The organism is Maridesulfovibrio sp. FT414 (assembly GCF_050916235.1).
Lineage (GTDB): Bacteria > Desulfobacterota > Desulfovibrionia > Desulfovibrionales > Desulfovibrionaceae > Maridesulfovibrio.
In genome coordinates this window covers 256355-276200 of sequence record NZ_CP104854.1, presented here as the reverse complement: position 1 = coordinate 276200, position 19846 = coordinate 256355, and the positions used below count along the sequence as shown (strand labels likewise).

The following is a 19846-nucleotide window of genomic DNA, read 5'->3' as shown; positions in this document are numbered from 1 at the left end:
GCACCAGATATGCGACTATCAGCATAAATAATGGCGGGCAAGAATAATCGGTAAACCCGTTGCCGCTATGCCCAGTTTACAGTCCCAAATTAGGAATGCATATGAAAAAGATTGCCATAATGCTGCCTAGATTCAGTCGCTACGGCGGGGTGGAGCGGTTCGGTTACAACTTGAGTGCAGCCCTCGCCGGGGCCGGGTACAGGGTGGATTTTATCTGTTCCAGGTCGGAAGTTGATCCGCCTGAAGGGGTGAATGTTGTAACGGTAGGGCGTTTCGGGCTATGCCGTGCCGGTAAGTTGCTGTGGTTTGTCCTCGCTGCGGAACGGCAGCGTAGAAAGGGAGGCTACGATCTGTGCATAAGTCTAGGCAAGTCTTTGAATCAGGATATCTTGCGCATTGGCGGCGGGCCTTTGGAATCCTTCTGGCGGCTGTCACAACGTGCCTGGGATAAGGGTTTTGCCCGTTCTTTCAAGATGTTTCGCCGTCGGACTGCTCTGGTCAATCTGCTCATTAAATATATTGAGAGTCGTCAGGCTAGCTCAAACTGTCGTATGGTCTGTGTCTCTCACAGAGTGCGGGACTGGATGGTCGAGTCGCATCCCGTGCTTGCCGGGCGTGACATAGATGTGGTTTACAACAAGCCTGATCTTACTTTGTTCCACCCGCTTACACAGGACGTTCGTCAACAGTCCAGAGCTGAGTTCTCCCTTTCCGATAGCGATATTCTGATTACAACCGCTACCACCAATTTTGCTTTGAAAGGGGTATCCTCTTTAATTAAGGCTCTCGCAGGGTTGCCGGAAAATTATCAACTGCAGGTTGCCGGCGGGCGCAATCCTTCCAGCTACATTCGTCTCGCGGAAGAACTGGGTGTCAAGGACCGGGTCCGTTTTCTTGGTAAGGTTGATGATATGTCCACTTTCTACGGAAGGTCGGATGTATTTGTTCTCCCGTCCTATTATGACGCCTGTTCCAACTCCGTGCTTGAGGCTTTGGCCTGCGGTGTTTCGGTTATAAGTTCACGCGATAATGGGAGCAGTTATTTCCTGCCTGATGGGCGAATCATTGATGATCCTTCCGATTATACCAGGTTGGCGCAGATGATCCGCTCTGTCGCTGAAAGTGGTTGCGGGAGCGAGTTTATCTGGCCTGAAGGCGTGCCATGCGGGGTTGAACCTTATCTGAAGCTGGTGGAAGAGTGCCTGAATAAGTCAGCTTCCTAGGGCATGCCTCCGGCGACCAGAAGGCCGAGGGCCCTCTGGACTCTCCGAGTGTGGTTTTTTGTGGTCACTCAAATATTTCAGTTGGACTACAAAATTGACCCTGTCCAGAGCAATCTATGATGAAGAGGGGAGTAAGAAAAATTTCCCATTTTTAAAGCCCATAATACCGTGTCGATATTATGGGCTTTGTTTTTACTCTTTCAGCAGATGGTAAGCGGACTCAGCTGGATTGCGTGTTCCGAAGGATTACCAGCTGTTGCGGACCCGCACTCCCTTGGAAGACATGTATTCCTTGAGCTGAGGGATGGTGTATTCTCCGTAGTGCACGATGGAAGCGATTAGGGCTGCGGTAGCGCGGCCTTCGGTCACTGCGTCAACCATGTGCTGGGGGTGTCCTGCACCGCCGGAAGCGATGACGGGCACTGTTACGCTTTCAGCGATAAGGCGGGTCAGCTCAAGGTCATATCCGTCTTTGGTTCCGTCCGCGTCAATGGAGTTGAGGCAGATTTCGCCTGCTCCGAGAGCTTCACCGGTTTTGGCCCATTCAAGCGCATCAATTCCCATGTACTTGCGTCCGCCGTTGATGACGATTTCGAATCCGGACGGAATCTGCTCGGATTTTTCAACCCGTTTGACGTCCATGCCCAGTACGATGCACTGCGAACCGAAGGCAGCAGCTCCTTCGCTGATGATGTCGGGATTCTTTACCGCACCGGAGTTCACGGAAACCTTTTCGGCTCCGGCAAGGAGTACGTCACGCATATCCTGCACGGAATTGATTCCGCCGCCGACAGAGAAGGGAATGAAAATCTCGGAAGCAACACGTTCCACAACGTCGAGGAAAATGCCGCGACCTTCCGCTGAGGCGGTGATGTCGTAGAACACGATTTCATCTGCGCCCTGCTCGTAGTAGAGCTTGGCGGTTTCGACGGGATCGCCGATATCCACGTTACCTTTGAACTTGATTCCCTTGGTGAGGATTCCGTTCCTCACATCGAGGCAGGGGATGATTCTTTTACTGAGCATCGGCGACCTCCTTGCAGTATTCGTAGAAATTGGAAAGCAGTATCAGGCCGGGGTTGCCGCTTTTTTCCGGATGGAACTGAACCGCCCAGAGGCCTTCGCGCCCGTGAATGGAACAGAAGGGACGTCCGTAGATGGTTTCACCGATGATGAATTTTTCTTCCGGGGCCGGATAATAGCTGTGTACGAAATAGAAGTGGGCCTCAGGATCAATGCCGTTGAAAAGCACGCAGTCCTGCTTGAGGTCGATCTGGTTCCAGCCCATGTGAGGAACACGGATGGGTACGCCTTCGTAATCAACCCATGAGGGGTTGAAAAGGCGGCACTCGCCGGGAATTACGGAAAGGGCCTTGGTGTCATTCTCTTCACTGTAATCGAGAAGGATCTGGCAGCCGACACAGATGCCCAGCAAAGGCTTTTTCTGCTGCACGAGATCTTTGAGCAGCGCGTCGAGACCGCCGGAAGTAAGTTCATCCATGGCCTGACCGGCTGCGCCTACTCCGGGGAAGATGATCCCGGTGGCATTTGCGAGTTTTTCCTTGTCCGCAGTGATTTCGTTGGGAATTCCAAGCTTGTTCAACGCCCGCTGAACGCTTGTCTGGTTTCCGGCCTTGTAATCAAGAATAACCAGCATGAGAGGGGCCCCCTTAAAGTTGTTTAATGCTTATCTCGAACCGCTGAATAAAGTCATTGTTATGAGGGATATATTTTCCGGAAGCCCGAGAACGCTTCCTGAAGAACGGCTGCCTGAAGGGCAGGGTGATACGGTTCTGTCCTATAGATAGGGGCTAGTAAAAAAACGGAAGGAAAACAAGCGAAAATATGATGCGTAGAGATATTTTTACACTAATCGGACAGTGGGGACTACTTGGCCATTATGCGCAGGTACAGATCGCCTTTGAACGGGCCGAGTTTGCGTCCCTGTCCCTTAAGCCTGATGGGGCGTCCGATGACGAAATCGCGGGGCAGGGTGATTTCAAGAGTCTTGCTCTTCTTGCGGATTCCCTGCTGGATGGTGATGCGGACCGTTCTGCCCGGATGAAGGGCTGATGCCGGAAAATATACGGTCTGTTCATCGTCCATCTGCCCCTTCATCCACGAGCTGATGCCGTCCATGAATCCGGAAGAAACATCGACCGAAGCAGTCTTTTCACCCCAGCTTACGTTGAGTTTCCTGTCCTGAACAGGAGCGGAAGGCTTGGTGAAGGGTTTGTCCCGGCTGATCTGGCTGTATATATCCTCAAAGACCTGACGGGCAAAAGGATCGTTAAGAATGTCCTTGAGCACGTCTTCTTCCTTCTGGAAAAAATAGCGGCTCTGCTGTGCCCGGTCATTGTTATTATTGTTGCGGTATGCTTCGCTGCGGCTGTCGGTCTGCTGTTTCTGGTATGCTTTTGCACCCTGCGAAGCCGTTTTGCGGTCGGATTGAGGCTTGAAGTCCTGTTTTTGTCTGGTGTAGGCAGTCTTTTCGCCGGAAGCTTTCTGTCCGCTGTTTGAAGCCACGTTTTTAAGGAAAACGTAGGCTTCGTTCAGTTCGCGGAATTTCTTGGCGGCATCAGGGCTGGGGTTGAGGTCCGGGTGCATGCTGAATGCAAGCTTGCGGAAGGAACGTTTGATGTCCTCTTCGGTCGCTCCCGGGCCAACCTTCAGTATGCTCTGTGCCTGTCTGGTATTCATATTCGTCTATTCGTCTGTGATAAGGGCGTTCGGGGCCACATCCGGGTCATGCTGACGCAGGCCTTCGGCTTTGATGTATTCTTTTCCCTGTTCCACAAATCTGGCGTGCCCGGCTTCTGGGTTCACGCCGGGGCAGTATTCCTGAATCATTTCCCAACTGGTTTCGTCTATCAGGTTGCCGCGGAAGAAAGGCCAGGCCCTGCAGATGTCCGGACGGCCCGGATGGATACCGCACCCTTCGTTGAAAAACACACAGTAGCCGTCCTCCCGGGACTGGAGGCGGATTTTGCCGTTGACGGTTTCGCTGTATTTTTCGACCATTTCAGCCTCGGCAATGCCGAGGAATTCCGCTAGACGTTTTCTGTCCTTGGCGGTCATGATGATACCGCCCTCTCCCTGACAGCAATGGCCGCACATACGGCACTCGAAAGCCTGATCCATTTATTCTATCTGCCTGCTAAATTTTTGTGGTCTACCATCAGGCACCTGTCTTCAATGACGGTGATCCCTTCTGCAGAAAGCATTTCCCGCGCTTCCGGGCTGAATATTCCGGACTGCATCCAGAATGCCTTGGGCGGGGTTGCCAGCTGCAGGCATTCCCGGGCATGGTCGGCACAGAACTCCGAGGCCCGGAATAAATCTATGAGATCCACCGGCTCGGGGATGTCCAGAATGGTTTTATATGTTTTAAGGCCCCAGACGTTTTCCCTTTTGGGATGAACGGGTATGACCTTGAATCCTGCATCAATAAGATAACGACCGACCCTGTCCACAGGGCGTCCGGGTTTATCAACCGCGCCGATTACGGCTATAACCTTGACCTCGTCAAGAAGTGCGGCTAGCTTTTTTTCGTCCAGAAGCAGCATCGTTATTTCTCCTCGGGCGGTTAAAGTTTGTGCATGCTACAGTAAAGCCCGTTCACTTGCAAAAGTTCTCTTTCAGTCCTGTCTTTTACCGGGGCTCATTTCCATCATATTTATATCCACAAAATGTCCTTTGAAACCAATTTTCAGGGAGTATATCAAAATGTCTGATCTGAATTCAAATATTGTGGTTCCGCGTTCGGAGCTTGAGGCCCGCTGGGCAAAATGCCGCCGTTTCCTACCTGAAATTGCTCCGCAAGCCGGAGGAATGCTCTGCTTTTCGCGTCTGCAGATTTATTATCTCTCCGGTTCATTTGTCAACGGTGCTGTCTGGCTGCCCCTTGATGGGGAGCCAGTGCTTTTCGTCCGTAAATCTTTTGATCGGGCAAGAATAGAAAGCAGCATAAAGAACATTGTTCCTTTCAAATCTTTCAAGGACCTTGCTCCCCTTGCCAAAGAAGCAGGAGTACCCCTCACGGAAGTCATGGGAGCAGAGACAGCAGGATTGACATGGCAACTTGGCGAAATGCTTACTTCCCGGATGTCCGAGTTCAAATTCGTTCCCGGTGACAAGGTGCTGGCCCTTGCCCGCGCACTCAAGTCCGAGTGGGAACTTGAAATTATGCGTGAAACCGGGGAACGCCACAACTCTGCACTGGTGGATGTTCTGCCCGAAATCATTGAGCCGGGTATGACCGAGCTGGAAATTTCCAAGTATATCTGGAACGTTTTTTTTGAGTACGGCCATGAAGGTCATATGCGTATGCAGAGCTTTGGTGCGGAGATCTTCCTCGGCCATGTATCAGCCGGAGATTCCGGTATCTACCCCAGCTCGTTTGATGGGCCGCTTGGATTGCGCGGAGTGCATCCTGTCTCTCCGTTCATGGGCAGCGGGGCCAAAATATGGGATAAACATTCACTTCTGTCCGTTGACGCAGGCTTTGTGATGGAAGGATATCATACCGACAAGACTCAGGTTTACTGGGCTGGACCGAAGAACTCCATTCCGTCATCAGTGCTCGATGCACAGCTTTTCTGTCAGGATATACAGGCTCTTGCTGCTGAAAATCTCAAGCCCGGCACTATTGTCAGTGACATCTACAGTATGGTTCTTGCCGAGGCTGAAAAACGCGGGTTCTCTGAAGGATTCATGGGGCTTGGGGATAACAAGGTTCCTTTCCTCGGACATGGTATAGGACTGACTGTTGACGGGTTTCCGCCCATTGCCAAAGGATTTGACCTGCCAATAGAAGAAGGCATGGTTTTCGCCCTTGAACCCAAGCATGGAATTCCGGGAGTCGGTATGGTCGGGGTGGAAAATACTTTCGAAGTAACCAAAGACGGCGGCAAGTGTATAACCGGAAACAACTTTGATATAATCTTTATCGATAAATAGAGTGCCTTCAGCGACCTTGCTTGAACTGGATTTAAAAAATCCCCCGGTATCTCATGCGATGCCGGGGGATTCGTGTATTTTACTTACGGTTCACCCATATCAAAGTGGCAAAGCCTATTGAAAGGTTTTGAAGTGGATGGCAGCTCCTAACGATAAAGCACCCGGATATCAACAAAGCTGGCTTTTTCTGTTCCGGTCAGCACCATGGCCTGAGTCAGTTCAGCCTTGAGCTGATCGATGTATTTTTCCACTCCGTCCTGCAGTCCACCGACGGAGGCTATGGAGAAGGGGCGACCTATCATCACAGCATCCGCGCCCAGTGCGAGCATTTTGAGAACGTCGATGCCGGTGCGGATTCCGCCATCGACCATCACACTGCACTGGCCTGCAACAGCGCGGGATATTTCAAAGAGTACTTCCGCTGTGCCGGGGCAGGAATCAAGTACGCGTCCACCATGGTTGGAAACCACGATGCCCTTTGCTCCGGCATCAATTGCCATGCGTGCTTCATCCGGAGTCATGATGCCTTTGATGATGAAGTCGGCCTTGACGGAACCGATGATCTCGCGAAGCTTGCGCATGCACTTGGGTGTTACCGGCCTGCCCATTTTCTTGAGGGTGATCAGTCCGGCGGCATCAATATCCATGCCTATGATTTTGCAGCCGGTTTCCTCTGCTTTATGCAGTTTTTCGTACAGTTCCTTGTCTTCCCAGGGCTTGATGAAGGGAATTCCGTGTCCCTCTACGTCCTTTATCGCGGAAAAACCGCTTTCGTGGATGAAAGGAGGTACACCGTCACCGGTACAGCCGATGATGCCTTTTGCCTTGCAGCCTTTGAGCTTGGAGGTAATGTAGTCCAGTTCGCTGATTTTGCCACCCATGTTGAATTCAACACCGCCGATAGGTGCGGCGAGTACCGGAATGTCTAGCTTAATCCCCATGACATTGACGGAGGTGTCCGGTTCGCTGAATTCATGAATGGTGCGCATGTTCAGCTTCAGGGCTTCCAGTGCCTTGACGTTGTTTTTGAAGCTGGCGCCGGTTCCGAGACCTCCCATACCTGGCACTTCGCCGACACAGGCATTTCCGTTACATACCGGGCATACTTTGCAGTAGCCTTTCATCAGTTCCCGGGCGTTGTTGCGTACTTCTTTCATTGTATATTCTCCTTGTATTTAAACGAAAATACTGATCAGCATTCTGGTAGCCACCACTATAAGCAGGATGGCGAAAATCTTCTTGAGCTTGTCTACTGGCAGGCTGTGGGCCATTCGGACACCGATGGGGGCAGTCAGCATACTTGCAGATACGATTCCGATCAATGCGGGCAGGTACACATAACCTATGCAGTAGGGGGGAAGGCCCTGTGCTCCGATTCCGGTCCAGACGAATCCGACGGTTCCAGCCATGGCGATGGGCAGGCCGATTGCCGCAGCCGTGCCGATGGCAGTGTGGATGGCTATGTTACACATGGTCAGGAACGGAACTGACAGTGTGCCGCCGCCGATGCCGACAAGGCTGGAAAAAATACCGATGATACTGCCTGCGGCAAACAGCCCCTTGGTTCCCGGTACCTGACGAGATGCCTTGGGCTTGAGGCCGAAAAGCATCTGGGAAGCAACATAGTACAGGAATATCACGAAGATGCTCTTGAGGAAATTGGTGTTCATGAAGGCTGTCGAAATGGACCCGATAAATGTTCCTACAAGAATACCCGGTGTAATTGTCTTGAAAATATCCCAGCGAACCGCTCCACGCTTACTGTGAGAGCGCATGCTGGAAATGGATGTGAAGATGATGCTTGCCAGCGAAGTGCCGAGCGCGATGTGCATCAGATGCTCTTGAGGAATTCCCAGCGGAGGCAGGGTGAACACGAGGATAGGCACAATTACCAGACCCCCGCCGATCCCGAGCAGTCCGGCCAGAATCCCGGCAAAGATACCGAGGACGATGAAGATGAGTAAAGTTGAAACCATTTTTGATCTCCTGATAAAATTTTTGTTATTTCGCTTCCGCGCCATCGGCAGCGGCTTCGATTTCCGATATGTGCTGTTTCATCACTTCCCGCGCCAAGTCCTGGTCGCGGTTTTCAAAAGCTTCAAGCAGCTTGAAATGCATGGTAATGGATATTTCCTGCCGTCCCGGGTTCTGGAGGATCTCGGAGCGGCTTTCCATCATGATCTGGCCCAGTGCGGACATCATTTCCGGGAAAATGGAATTGCCGGTTGCACGGGCAATCTCCATATGGAATTCGGAATCAAGCTCACGGGCATTTTCGCCTTTTTGAGCCTGTAGCTGCTGGTTGCAGACAATGACCTTCATCCGGTTGAGAGTTTCTGTATCCACAGATAACGCGGCAAGTGCGGCCATCTCCGGCTCAATAACCCTGCGGAATTGGAAGATGTCGTTGATACGTTTCTTCTGATCCGCAAAAGCGGCAGTAAAGGCCTCGGCAATATCGCTGTTTTCCGCTGCGCTGATGTATGTGCCGTCACCACGGCGGCTTTCCACCAGATTGTGCTGGGCAAGCGACTTGATGGCCTCCCGCACCGAACTGCGCGACACCTTGAACTTCTCGGCAAGCGTGCGCTCGGGAGGGAGTTTATCGCCCGGTTTCAGCTCTCCTGATTCGACCAGTTCGGCTATCTGAAGGGCTACTTTCTGGTATACCGGGTTGTTGTTCTTTCTCATGATTGGCCCTGCCAATTTTATGTGTTGCTGTATTGGTCAGACCAATATCATTGTGCTGGATGCGCTGGCAAGAAAAAAGAAGGGCGAACCTGCTTTTTCGCGGGTTCGCCATAAGTGTAGTAATGAGTGGAATAGACTGTGAACGTTTTTAGGGCCTTACGAAATATTCTTCCATTTGTTCAGTCTCTACGGTCTGTTCGATCACAATTGATGCTCCTCCGACGACAATGAATTCCGACAGGCCTACATGTCCGTTGTTGTGTCTGTCGTCGGACCAGTCATAAGTATACCCGAGCCTTGTCCACGGGTAGGGCGGTGATGCGGTGTAGCTTGTAGCGTTCAGGTTTTCGAACCACTGAGCATAGGTATAGGCTCGATCAGGAACTTCCGGGCTTACGTACTCGTGAATCATCTGTTTTGGGGCCATGCTCTGGAACCGGTTTGTCTTCCACGGGTATTCAAGCTGGGCCTCGTGGTCGCTGGGATCGGGGTCTGCAGACGGTCTGAACAGGTCATTTGGTTTTACCCAGAATTCTATGAACCGGACATTCCCATCATCACGGGGCAGTCCCAGCAACTGTTCGATGCGCAGAACCCGGCCAGCATGGGTTCCGGGCCAGAAACCATTGTCACGGAAGAAATATTTAAGTTCCGGACTGGCAGTTATCCAGATATTTGTCGTTGGCGATAGTTTGTGTTTTTCGCCTTTTCTCCAGTTTTGTCCGGCGATGAACTTCCCCGCCCATGTGCAGACCAGTACATGCTGTTCTCCGTCAATTTTCTTCCAGATCAGGTGAGGAGGAGTGTTTTTATTGGCAGGAGAGGATATTGCTGTCAGTGATCGGGAAATTTCATGCGGGGCAGCTATGCGTGCGTCTTCGATTGCTGCCGTGTACAATTTATCGAGATGTCCTGTGTTGGAAGCCGTTTCGCAAGCTGTCAGAGCAACCAGAAGTGTCAGCAGCAGGACGCACTTAATTCTCTTGTACATTGCCTATTTCCTCCTGCGAAATCTGTTTTAGAAATGCAGTTTTTAAAGAAGCTTTTTTTTGTTTCACCGCGTATTCAGCACGATATGCGGAGCGTTTGTCTGGAAATTTTTCGTATGCCTCAAGGCTGACCGGAAGTCTGGCACGGGTGTATTTTGCGCCGCTCCCGGAGTTGTGTTCTCCAAGCCTGCGTTCCGGGTCGGTGGTAACCCCACAGTATAGTGAGTTGTCGCTGCACCGAAGCAGATACACGTACCATGTTTTCATGTTTATCCAGTAAGCCATACTTCAAAGTTCGTCAAAATGGAGGGGAGTCTGGGGGCTGCTCAGAGTGGATAGTCCGGCCATGTATACGAGAGGGTGAAAATATTGTTCGCGATATATGGCTGCGGCGTAATGAATCAGCGTGCAGTTATGGTTTTGAGAGAATTACCCTGTGCCGCAAGCCTGTTTTTCCGTTCCGGTTCCGGTTGAATCGTAAACATCCGTTGACCCGGAAGAGGCGCATAATTTATGTATTCGTTCTTCACAAAACTATACCAATTCAAATGGAAGAGGAAATATGACTGAATTTGCAAATGTGACCGTTATTAAAAAGGCCAATGTTTATTTCGAGGGAAAAGTGACCAGCCGCAAGGTTGTATTTGCGGACGGTTCTTTTAAGACCCTTGGGATTATGCTTCCCGGTGAATACGAGTTCGGCACAGAGAAGAGTGAAGTGATGGAGATTATGCAGGGAACTCTCAAGGTCCTTCTTCCCGGTTCAACCGAATGGATTGAAGTAAAGGGCGGTGACAGTTTTGATGTTCCTGCCAACTCAAAATTCAAGCTCGTAGTCGATTCCATTGTCGACTACTGCTGTTCGTACATCGATTAGTTTTTTGCTTTGAACACAAGGTTTCATACAGGACTCCCCATGCAAAACGGGAGTCTTTTTTTTGATCAATGACAATTTGGCGTATAACAGTACGAATCCTTAATTAGAGATTCCAAAGGCCCATTAGCCGTTAGGCGAGAAGCTTCGCTTCAAGTCTCACGGATATGGATAGCAGAGATAACTTATCTCCATTGGTCGTCAGCGGCGAAATTAGATTGTCAAAAGCACAAAGTGTACCTGAATCAGCCTTGCAGAGCTGCTGAAGACATCTCTTAATTAAATTTCCGGGTTACCCCAACTTATCTCGTCTAGTGTGGATTTTAGCTTGAAATATTTGAATAACCTATTCTCCTTGCATTCTGCGGTTCTTATCTATATTTTATTCAGCTTGCTTCGCAGTCGACCAGATTCGCCGCATATGGCGGGACTGATGATCCCATATATAAATTTTCAGAATTATGCCTTTCCGGGAGCCGCGCCTTTAGCTTCCGTCCTTGGAGTATCAATGCCCAGAGTTACCATCACCGGACTTGAAAAGTCCTATAACGGGGAAGACCTTTTCTCTGACCTTTCATTTGAAGTTTCCGCAGGTATGCGCCTCGCCGTTACCGGACCCAACGGGTGCGGTAAATCCACCCTGCTCAAGCTTGTTGCCGGACTTATCGAACCGGACGCTGGAGTTATGTCCATATCAAAGGGGGCACGCATAGGGTATGTTGCACAGGAACTGACCGGTGAAATCCTTGAACATTCGCTTTTGAGCTGGGTACTTTCGGCCCTGCCGTCATGGAACGGTCTCTGGGAACAGTGGGAGGAGGCTGGGCGCCACAACGATCAGGCATTGATGACCAGACTTTCGGAACAGCAGGCCGAGCTTGAACATCAGTTCGGATACAATCCGGAACACAAGGCCCGCACAATCCTCACCGGTCTCGGCTTTTCCGACCATGACATGCTCAGCAAGATCAAGGAACTCTCCGGCGGATGGCGCGAACGAGCCAAGCTGGGAAGGGTTCTGCTGCAGGGCGCAGATCTGCTGCTTCTCGACGAACCTACCAACCATCTGGATCTTGAGGCTGTGGAATGGCTTGAGAGCTATCTGCTGTCCTTCCGTGGCGCGGTAATTTATGTAGCGCACGACCGCATATTTCTGGACCGGGTTGGAACACACGTCCTGTTTCTTGGAGCGGGCAGACCAACAATGCGCCGCGGTTCGTTCACCCAGTTTCTGGAATGGCAGGCTGAGAATGCCATGCAGCGCAGCCGTGAGGTCGCCAAGCTTTCAGCCCGTATTGAGAACGAAAACTCCTATATTCGCCGTTTTCGGGTAAAAGCCCGCAAGGCTGCACAGGCCCAGTCCAAGATCAAGAAGGTCGAAAAACTGGAGCAGGAACTTTCCAAACTTCAGGAAGAGGCTGATCTCAACCGTTCCGGGAAGAGCCTGAGTTTCAGACTGCCTCCCACCAAGCGTGGTGATAAGGCCGCAATAAGCGTGGTGGACCTTGAATTTTCCTATGACGGTAAGCCTCCGTCCATATGGCCGCTGCTCAATTTCCAGCTTTTCAGGGGCAAGAAGGTTGCCTTGGCAGCTCCCAACGGGGCCGGTAAATCAACTCTGCTCAAAGTGATTATGGGGATGCTTAAGCCTAATTCCGGTTTTGCCAAGGTCGGGCAGGCTACTTCCTTGGCCTACTTCAGCCAGCATCAGAGCGAGATTCTGTACGATGACTCTACCGCGCTCTCTGAAATCCGCAGGCTTAGCGACCCGGACACTACCGAGGAACAGCTCAAGAGTGTGCTGGGTCTGTTCCTGCTTGGCGAGGGATATTTTGAGCGCAAAATTACCGCTCTTTCCGGTGGTGAGAAAAACCGGTTGATTCTTGCCACGCTTTTTCTTTCAAGGGCCAACCTGCTTATTCTTGATGAGCCTACCAACCATCTGGATCTTGAAAGTCGTGAAGGGTTAATTCAGGCCCTTAAGGATTATGACGGGACACTCTTTTTCGTCGCCCACGACAGGTATCTGCTGGGTGAGGTTGCTGAAGAGATCTGGGCCCTGACTGATTCAGGAATCGAAACGTTTTTTTCGTTTGAAGAATACGATAATTATCGTAAAGAAAAACTAGCCGCCACAAGCGAGTCCTCCGCAGAAGTCTCTTCTGAAAGCTATAAACCTGCAAAGGGTAAGCTCAGTAAAGAGGAAAAACGGCGTCAGGCTGAAATCCGCAACGCCTTGTACAAGGACCTCAAACCCAAGACCGCCGAGTACGAGAAGCTTGAGAAGGAGCTTGAAAAGATCCTTGAAGAGCAGGCAGAGATGGAAGAAAAGCTAAACGACCCAGCCCTGTACAACGATGGTGCTGCTGCCGTGGAGCTCAACTCCCGCTATACCGAAACCTGCGCATACGCTGATCAGCTCATGGAGAAGATGGCTGTTCTGGAGGAAGAGATAGCGGAGCTTGAAGAGCGCAAGAAACAGCTTCTGGAAGATTCCTAGTCATGGGACGCCGCAAGCCTATTCCCGTAGTCGCTGCTGTCATCTGGAGGGATGGATTGTTCCTGTCAGCTGAACGGCCCGAAGGAAAGGATTATGCAGGCTGGTGGGAGTTTCCCGGCGGTAAGGTCGAGGAAGGCGAGTCCCTGCCGGAAGCACTGGTGCGCGAACTTGGAGAGGAGCTTGGTATTGTTCCGACCGGATTTGAATTCTGGATGGACAAGGTCGTAGAATATCCTGAGTATACAGTTCATCTCAATTTCTTCGATGTATGGGATTATACGGGAGAGGTTCGCTCCATGGAAGAACAGCATTTTGACTGGTTTGACCTTGCAGAGATGCGTGACGTCAAATTCCTTCCTGTGAATTATGAAATTCTGGAGTTGTTGAAGCAGAGGGAACTCGGCATCAAGGACATGCCCGGTAAAGGCTGAGCCTGAATATTCTTCCTCACGCAGATGGTGATACTTCGTAAGGTTCCAGTATATTGAAATATATTTCTTCAAATCTGCCGAATAGCGGATTTGTTCTTTCCTTCAGGCTGCCTTTTGAAGCTGTACTCGGGACAACGTTGACGTAATTGTTAATTGTTCCCGGTAAGCTTGCCGCAATCAAGGTCCGGGCCTAATTCACACTAGCACGAATCGGAGTTCAAAATGAAAATAGTTGATCTTATCAAGGGCAGGGGAAAATTCATTTCACTGGAATTTTTTCCGCCCAAGGATCGGGAGTCCTGGCCGAAATTTTTTGAAGTAGTGGAAAAACTTAAGGTTCTGAATCCATTATTCGCTTCAGTAACTTATGGTGCAGGTGGCGGAACACAGGATAATTCACTTGAAATTGTCAAAAGAATGAAGCAGGATGCCGGAATCGAGCCTCTCGCACACCTGACCTGTGTCGGTGCCAGCCCTGAGAATATCAGCAAATTTGTAAATGCCTTGAAAGAAGCCGGTGTTGAGAACATTCTGGCCCTGCGTGGTGATCCGCCCGCAGGTGACGAGAATTTCGATTTCAGCACCCAGACCTTCAAGCACGGCTCCGACCTGGTCACCTACGTCAAGGAAAAGCATCCCGGTACCGGGATCGCGGTGGCCGGTTATCCCGAAGCGCATCTTGAGTCTCCTTCCATCAGGGATGATTTTAAATGGATGAAGTTCAAGGTCGACGAGGGCGGTGAACTCATTATTACCCAGCTCTTCTTTGATAACCGGGTATATTTTGATTTCTGTGACAGGCTCAAGGGCATGGGGATTGATGTTCCGGTTGTGCCCGGAGTACTGCCTATCATGAGCCTGAAGTCCGCAAAATTTATCCTTTCTCTCTGCGGCGCAGCGATTCCCGGAAAGTTTCTTAGTGCCTTGGAGAAAGCCCATGAAGAGGGCGGAGATGACGCAGTCTACAAGCTGGGCATTGATTTCGCTACCAGACAAGCGCAGGAACTTCTTGATGGCGGTGCTCCCGGTGTGCATCTCTACACCCTCAACAGGGCCAAGGCTTGTCTTGAAATCGGACAGGCTCTGAAATTTTAAACCGGCTGATGCAAGGTAATTGGGGTTACCTGTAATGATTAACAGATAAAAACGGACTGCCGTAAACAGTCCGGATTAGAAATACGGAGGTTTAGCCATGAGTTCTAAGAATCCCAGAGTTGCTGTCGTAGGCGCAACCGGAGCTGTGGGCCGTGAAATGCTCAAAGTTCTGGAGCAGAGGGATTTTCCCGCATCTGAAGTAGTTCCTTTTTCGTCTTCCCGTTCCGCTGGAACAAAGGTTCCCTATAAAGGCGAAGAGCTGACCGTTATTGAACTGAAGGAAGACTCCTTTGAAGGTTTCGACCTTGCTCTCTTTTCCGCAGGCGGCGGAACCTCCGAAAAATTCGCACCGCTCGCCGCCAAAGCAGGATGCGTGGTTGTCGACAACTCCAGCGCATGGAGAATGGACCCCAAGGTCCCCCTCGTTGTGCCCGAAGTTAACCCCCACGATCTTGAATGGCATCCCGGCATCATTGCCAACCCCAACTGTTCCACTATCCAGATGGTGGTTGCACTCAAGCCCATTCACGACGAGGCGAAGATCAAACGTATCGTTGTTTCCACCTATCAGGCTGTTTCCGGTACCGGACAAAAGGCCATTAATGAGCTTGAAACTCAGGTCAGCAGACTTTTCAACGGCAAGGACGTTGTTTCCGATGTTTATCCGCATCAGATCGCTTTCAACTGCCTGCCTCACATCGACGTCTTCCTGGACAACGGTTACACCAAGGAAGAAATGAAGATGGTCAACGAGACCAAAAAGATTATGGGTGACGACAGTATCAAGCTTACTGCTACCACTGTTCGCGTACCTGTTTTCTATGGTCATTCCGAGTCTGTTAACATTGAGACCGAGGAAAAAGTCACTGTTGAGGAATGCCGCAACCTGCTGACCAATTTCCCCGGTATCACCGTAGTGGATTATCCTGAGAAGAATATGTACCCCATGGCAATCGACTGTGCTGGTGAAGATGATGTTTTTGTTGGGCGTATCCGTGAAGACGAAACCATCGACAACGGTCTGAACATGTGGATAGTTGCCGACAACATCCGCAAGGGTGCAGCACTCAACGCAGTTCAGATTGCAGAAACCCTTATTGAACGCGGCCTTCTGCGCGTAGAGTAGGCATAAGCGGCAGCAAATTGCCTTATTGCAGAGAAGCAAAGGCGGAATCCCGGTTTAGGGTTTCCGCCTTTTTTGTTTCGTGCCTATTTTTTTAGCTCCGCAAAAATATGCCTTCGGCGACCCTGCGGGGCTTAATTTGTTTCGCAACGCGCTTTTAGACAATCTAATTTCGCCGCCGGCGGCCAAAGGAGCGAGCCCCTTTGGAATCCCTATTAGTTTTAGGCTATTGTTTGCAGAAAATGTTTCATGAGAATCATTTCTTGCGGAGCTAAGGCAATAACCATATTTTGTTTTAAAGCTAGTTGTGCTGAGTTTAGGTCTATATTGCAGATAGTTAAAATCTGGCTCCAATCAGTTGTCCACCTTCTTTTTTGGTAGTTTGATTGCGAATGTTGTTCCGTGTTCAGTGCTGCTGTTCAATTCTATTTCGCCCTTATGGTTGCGGGTTATGATGAAGTATGAAACGGACAGTCCGAGTCCGGTTCCTTCTCCGGGAGATTTGGTTGTGAAAAAGGGTTCGAACGCTCTTTTCTGTTCCGTAATGGTCATTCCCGGGCCATTGTCGGAGATTTCAGTGGTTACCCACTGTTTGTCCTCAAATGTTCGCAAGATTATTCTGGGAGTTTCCTTTCCTCTTCCGGCTTTGGAAATAGCTTGAGCAGAGTTTTTAAGGATATTCAGGAAAACCTGTTCTATCTCGTTTCGCACGACTGAGACTTTTGATATTTCCGGTTGGTAATCGCGTATAATTTCTATTGTTTTGAAGTCATAGTGCTTCTTCAGGTCATAGTCACTGGAAGCCAGCCCGATTGCTTTGTCCAGAATGTTACTAATAGTACAGTCGGTACGGACGTCATCATTCTGCCGTGCGAAATCCAGCATGTTTCTGATTATTTCCCCGGAACGTTGGGCTGCTTCCTGTATGTAATTCAGGTAGTTGTTGGCTCCGCTTTGCTCCAGATACCTACTGACGTCCCGGATGCTTGTTCCACTTGCTTCGGCGGCAATAGCATTTTTATCCTTTTCCGGGTCGGTACGGCGTTTAAAGTTCTGTACCGACGAAAGTATTATTCCCAGCGGGTTGTTGATCTCGTGGGCCATGCCTGCGGCAAGACCTCCAACAGACAGCATTTTTTCCGTTTGCACCATCAGTTGGTCAGCCTGTTTGCGTCCAGTCTGATCAATGAATACAGTCATTATGTCCTCACCGACCTGCATCCCGATGATATCGATATTAAGAATTCGCCCGTCTCGACAGGTAAATGCAATATCTTCCCTGCGAATTATATCTCCTTTGTTTTCTGCGTCTATCACCGCTTTTGTCCACTGATCCACTACTTCGGCCCTGTATTCCGGGTCAGGATATGAGTGCAGGAATCCTACTTCAAGAGTCGGGAAGTCCTTTAAGGTATAGCCGAAGGTTTTTATGAAGCAGGGGTTGAAATATTTAAGATTTCCCTGCCTATCCTCCAAAGCCATCGGGACGGGGCAGTTTTCTACAAGAAAGCGGAACTTCTCTTCACTTTCCTCACGTCCTGCTTCGGCCCGTATCCTTTCTTGAAGTTCCTGGTTGAGGTCTCTGGTTTTTTCCTCAACCTTTTTTTTGAGGGTACAGTTGATAGTGATGAAAGTCAGAAAAATCAGTCCTACAATAACCGCAGCAACAACAGTCCAGATGAGAACTGTGTGCGGCGCAATTCCGTAGAAGTTGCCTACTGAAAGCCATGAGTAGTTGATAGCCGCCACATCCTGCCGCGACATGGCAGCAAATGTCTTGGACAGAATTCCGGCCAGTTCCGGCCAGTCCTTTCGTATTCCCATTGCCAGTTGAAGGTCTTTGAATTTTGCAGGGGCAGCAATTTTAAGATTGGAAAGACCGTATTTCCTGATGAAGTAGGTGATAACAGGGAGGGCATTGACCGTTGCCTGAGAGCGTCCGGCGGCAACAGCCTTCAGGGAATCGAGTGTAGGCGTTGGGGTGTCGATTACTTCAAGCTTAAGTTCCGGATACTTGGCCTCAAGAGATTTATGGAGAATAAAGTACTTTTGGATGCTCACCGTCTTTCCGGTGAGGTCATCCAGATCAGAAATAAAGTCCGCGTCTGACCTAGTGACAATAACCCAGGGAAGAATCTGATATATCGAGCTGAAAATCATGAATTCGTCACGGTCTTTGGTCGGCTGAATAGCCGGGACCATGTCCACAATTTGCCTGTTCCTGATGCCTTCAAGGGCATCAGACCATGAAATGTCTTTTTCTGTGAGATAAGTAAATTTCAAACCGTGAATGCGTGAGACCAGATCCAGATAATCAATTGAAATTCCTGAGGCTCCAGATCCTGTTATCATGAAAGGAGGCCATTGCCCAAGGCGTACCCTTACTTCACGGTGGGAAGCCAACCATTCAGACTCTGCTGGAGAAAGCTGTATTCTGCTTTTGATTAAATCGCTATTTACTGCATGAATATGCTGTGGCTCATGAATCAAACTATCGCACCCGTAAATCATTGAGATCCATAAAAAGACCACAATGGTCAGTAAAATAATGAAAAACTGGCGTAGCACAGTGTCTCCGTTAATGAAAAACATCCGTTGTTTTATTCTTAATATATTTTGTGCCTGCGAACTTAATACCTACTTCTAGCATACAGTTATGAAGATCTGCCAGATAATTATAATATGAAGAGAATATGGATATCAGTATGAAATGATACTTATTGTAGTTGAAATCAAAGCAGTGTTTGATGCGCTACCGGCAATCATATTGCGATGAGCTTCCCATGAAGCCGATATTGAACTGCTTCCTATAGATAAATTTGTGTTTACTGCGTCGATAAGGCCGGTTTAACCGGATGTTTAAGGAAAACTGGGTGGATGACTAAGCAGTATTTGGATGGAGTCTGGAGAAACAGAGCGCAATTTATTATGTGATATGATAAATTGCGCCATAATTTGCGGCAGAAAGTTAACGTGAGGATTTCGTGATTATTTAACGTCGATGTTCAGCCCGTGGTCAGTCTTCATTATGACCGGGGCAGGAGTCTGGCCCTTGAGGTCCATGACCATGCGGATTTTGTCAGCGTAGATGCCGATTCTGAATCTTGAGAAAACAGGGTTTTCCGGGCGCAGAGTGGTGGGGCCGTAATATTCCCAGTTACCATTGATGTCTACTACCAGCCTGTCCGGGTCACGCAGGAAAAAGGATGTATAGGAAAGTGGAGAGCCTCCAAGATCAAGCTCTATTCTGGTTTTACCTTCCAGGTCTTTGAAATATATGGACTTGAGCTTGCCTTCCTGCAGAGCCTGTCTGGTGATTTCCTGCGGTGTTGCCGCAGGTTTTACGCTGGAGGCATTTGACGGCGAACCGGCAATTTCTGTGCTGTTGAATGACAGTATGGTCCGCGAAGAGGCAGTGACAGGTTCGGTGTTGCCAGCATCTTCCGGTTCGTCGTCTGTAACTGGAACAGTCGTATTGGAAATATTTACCTCAACCAGTGAAATTGTGCCATTTTCTACAACAAAAGAGCTGTTGGTAGCATTGGCTATAGCCATGCTTAACAGGGGAATCTCTTCGGTGGCAGGTTGTTCCTGCTCAATCCGGGCTTCCTGCTGAGGCTTGTCCTCGTTCAGCAGCCAGTTTTCCGGTAGCAGCAGGTCAGGATTTATGAAAGCAAGAACCGCAAGCAGGCCGAAGATATGGATCATGGCCTGCTTGCTGGTAAAGTAGTTCCCGTATTTTCTGAAGGTGCGGCTGCAGGAGCCACAGGTGTATGATCGTACAGGGGTAAGCAGTGAAAAAAGCACGTCAGAGACCAGCCCCCGTCTGAAATACAAACGGTTGCTGTCACAAAAAGGGCATTGAATTATATGTCTGCTCTTTTCAGCCATTTACTCCACCTGTCCAACGGCTTGAATCTTAAGCAAAATTAATAAGTTTGCCAAGCTTCTAATTATAATC

At 49.7% G+C, this 19846-nt stretch carries 19 protein-coding genes; 7 read left to right on the top strand and 12 right to left on the bottom strand.

What is annotated here, in order from left to right; genetic code table 11:
* The first annotated feature begins 101 nt into the window (after positions 1 to 101).
* Positions 102 to 1223, top strand: a complete 1122-nt coding sequence (locus N7E73_RS01250) for a glycosyltransferase family 4 protein (RefSeq protein ID WP_432736942.1) — start codon at positions 102 to 104, stop codon at positions 1221 to 1223.
* A 246-nt stretch (positions 1224 to 1469) separates the two neighbouring features.
* Here N7E73_RS01250 and hisF read toward each other — a convergent pair whose 3' ends face one another.
* The 5 genes from hisF to N7E73_RS01225 form a co-directional block, all read right to left on the bottom strand.
* Positions 1470 to 2249, bottom strand: a complete 780-nt coding sequence (hisF, locus tag N7E73_RS01245; RefSeq protein ID WP_432736941.1) for an imidazole glycerol phosphate synthase subunit HisF — start codon at positions 2247 to 2249, stop codon at positions 1470 to 1472.
* Positions 2239 to 2880, bottom strand: coding sequence for an imidazole glycerol phosphate synthase subunit HisH (gene hisH, locus N7E73_RS01240; protein ID WP_432736940.1), 642 nt, complete (start codon positions 2878 to 2880; stop codon positions 2239 to 2241). Before hisH ends, hisF begins: the two co-directional genes overlap by 11 nt.
* A gap of 230 nt (positions 2881 to 3110) precedes the next feature.
* On the bottom strand, positions 3111 to 3923 hold the full coding sequence (locus tag N7E73_RS01235; RefSeq protein WP_432736938.1) for a J domain-containing protein: 813 nt from the start codon (positions 3921 to 3923) through the stop codon (positions 3111 to 3113).
* A 6-nt stretch (positions 3924 to 3929) separates the two neighbouring features.
* Positions 3930 to 4364 (bottom strand): YkgJ family cysteine cluster protein, encoded by a 435-nt coding sequence (locus tag N7E73_RS01230; protein ID WP_432736937.1) that lies wholly within the window; start codon positions 4362 to 4364, stop codon positions 3930 to 3932.
* A 5-nt stretch (positions 4365 to 4369) separates the two neighbouring features.
* Positions 4370 to 4789: a CoA-binding protein gene (locus N7E73_RS01225; protein WP_432736936.1), complete on the bottom strand. Its 420-nt coding sequence runs from the start codon at positions 4787 to 4789 to the stop codon at positions 4370 to 4372.
* Positions 4790 to 4949: 160 nt separating this feature from the next.
* On the opposite strand from N7E73_RS01225, the gene N7E73_RS01220 reads away from it, so the two are divergent.
* Positions 4950 to 6182: a M24 family metallopeptidase gene (locus N7E73_RS01220; protein WP_432736934.1), complete on the top strand. Its 1233-nt coding sequence runs from the start codon at positions 4950 to 4952 to the stop codon at positions 6180 to 6182.
* A 146-nt stretch (positions 6183 to 6328) separates the two neighbouring features.
* On the opposite strand, the gene N7E73_RS01215 is transcribed toward N7E73_RS01220, so the two are convergent.
* From N7E73_RS01215 to N7E73_RS01195, 5 genes are all read right to left on the bottom strand, one after another.
* On the bottom strand, positions 6329 to 7339 hold the full coding sequence (locus N7E73_RS01215) for an alpha-hydroxy-acid oxidizing protein (protein WP_432736933.1): 1011 nt from the start codon (positions 7337 to 7339) through the stop codon (positions 6329 to 6331).
* 18 nt (positions 7340 to 7357) lie between these two features.
* A complete protein-coding gene (locus N7E73_RS01210; protein WP_432736932.1) occupies positions 7358 to 8158 on the bottom strand; it encodes a sulfite exporter TauE/SafE family protein in 801 nt (266 codons plus the stop codon).
* Positions 8159 to 8183: 25 nt separating this feature from the next.
* Positions 8184 to 8873: a FadR/GntR family transcriptional regulator gene (locus N7E73_RS01205; RefSeq protein WP_432736930.1), complete on the bottom strand. Its 690-nt coding sequence runs from the start codon at positions 8871 to 8873 to the stop codon at positions 8184 to 8186.
* A 148-nt stretch (positions 8874 to 9021) separates the two neighbouring features.
* Positions 9022 to 9864 carry a hypothetical protein gene (locus tag N7E73_RS01200; protein WP_432736929.1) on the bottom strand — a complete coding sequence of 281 codons (843 nt, stop codon included), beginning with the start codon at positions 9862 to 9864 and terminating at the stop codon, positions 9022 to 9024.
* A complete protein-coding gene (locus N7E73_RS01195) occupies positions 9848 to 10147 on the bottom strand; it encodes a GIY-YIG nuclease family protein (RefSeq protein ID WP_432736928.1) in 300 nt (99 codons plus the stop codon). The genes N7E73_RS01200 and N7E73_RS01195 overlap by 17 nt, the downstream gene beginning before the upstream one ends.
* 277 nt (positions 10148 to 10424) lie before the next feature.
* On the opposite strand from N7E73_RS01195, the gene N7E73_RS01190 reads away from it, so the two are divergent.
* The 5 genes from N7E73_RS01190 (at position 10425) to N7E73_RS01170 (ending at position 15888) form a co-directional block, all read left to right on the top strand.
* On the top strand, positions 10425 to 10739 hold the full coding sequence (locus N7E73_RS01190; protein WP_432736926.1) for a pyrimidine/purine nucleoside phosphorylase: 315 nt from the start codon (positions 10425 to 10427) through the stop codon (positions 10737 to 10739).
* 505 nt (positions 10740 to 11244) lie between these two features.
* Positions 11245 to 13236 carry an ABC-F family ATP-binding cassette domain-containing protein gene (locus tag N7E73_RS01185; RefSeq protein WP_432736924.1) on the top strand — a complete coding sequence of 664 codons (1992 nt, stop codon included), beginning with the start codon at positions 11245 to 11247 and terminating at the stop codon, positions 13234 to 13236.
* Positions 13237 to 13238: 2 nt separating this feature from the next.
* Entirely contained in the window at positions 13239 to 13667 is a 429-nt protein-coding gene (locus tag N7E73_RS01180; protein ID WP_432736922.1) for a (deoxy)nucleoside triphosphate pyrophosphohydrolase, read from the top strand.
* 222 nt (positions 13668 to 13889) lie between these two features.
* Entirely contained in the window at positions 13890 to 14762 is an 873-nt protein-coding gene (locus N7E73_RS01175) for a methylenetetrahydrofolate reductase (RefSeq protein WP_432736920.1), read from the top strand.
* 97 nt (positions 14763 to 14859) lie between these two features.
* Positions 14860 to 15888: an aspartate-semialdehyde dehydrogenase gene (locus N7E73_RS01170; protein ID WP_432736919.1), complete on the top strand. Its 1029-nt coding sequence runs from the start codon at positions 14860 to 14862 to the stop codon at positions 15886 to 15888.
* A 351-nt stretch (positions 15889 to 16239) separates the two neighbouring features.
* Here the strand turns inward: N7E73_RS01170 and N7E73_RS01165 are convergent, their stop codons facing one another.
* Positions 16240 to 18396 (bottom strand): ATP-binding protein, encoded by a 2157-nt coding sequence (locus N7E73_RS01165; RefSeq protein WP_432738821.1) that lies wholly within the window; start codon positions 18394 to 18396, stop codon positions 16240 to 16242.
* A 477-nt stretch (positions 18397 to 18873) separates the two neighbouring features.
* Positions 18874 to 19776, bottom strand: a complete 903-nt coding sequence (locus N7E73_RS01160) for an AMIN domain-containing protein (protein ID WP_432736917.1) — start codon at positions 19774 to 19776, stop codon at positions 18874 to 18876.
* Positions 19777 to 19846: the final 70 nt, after the last annotated feature.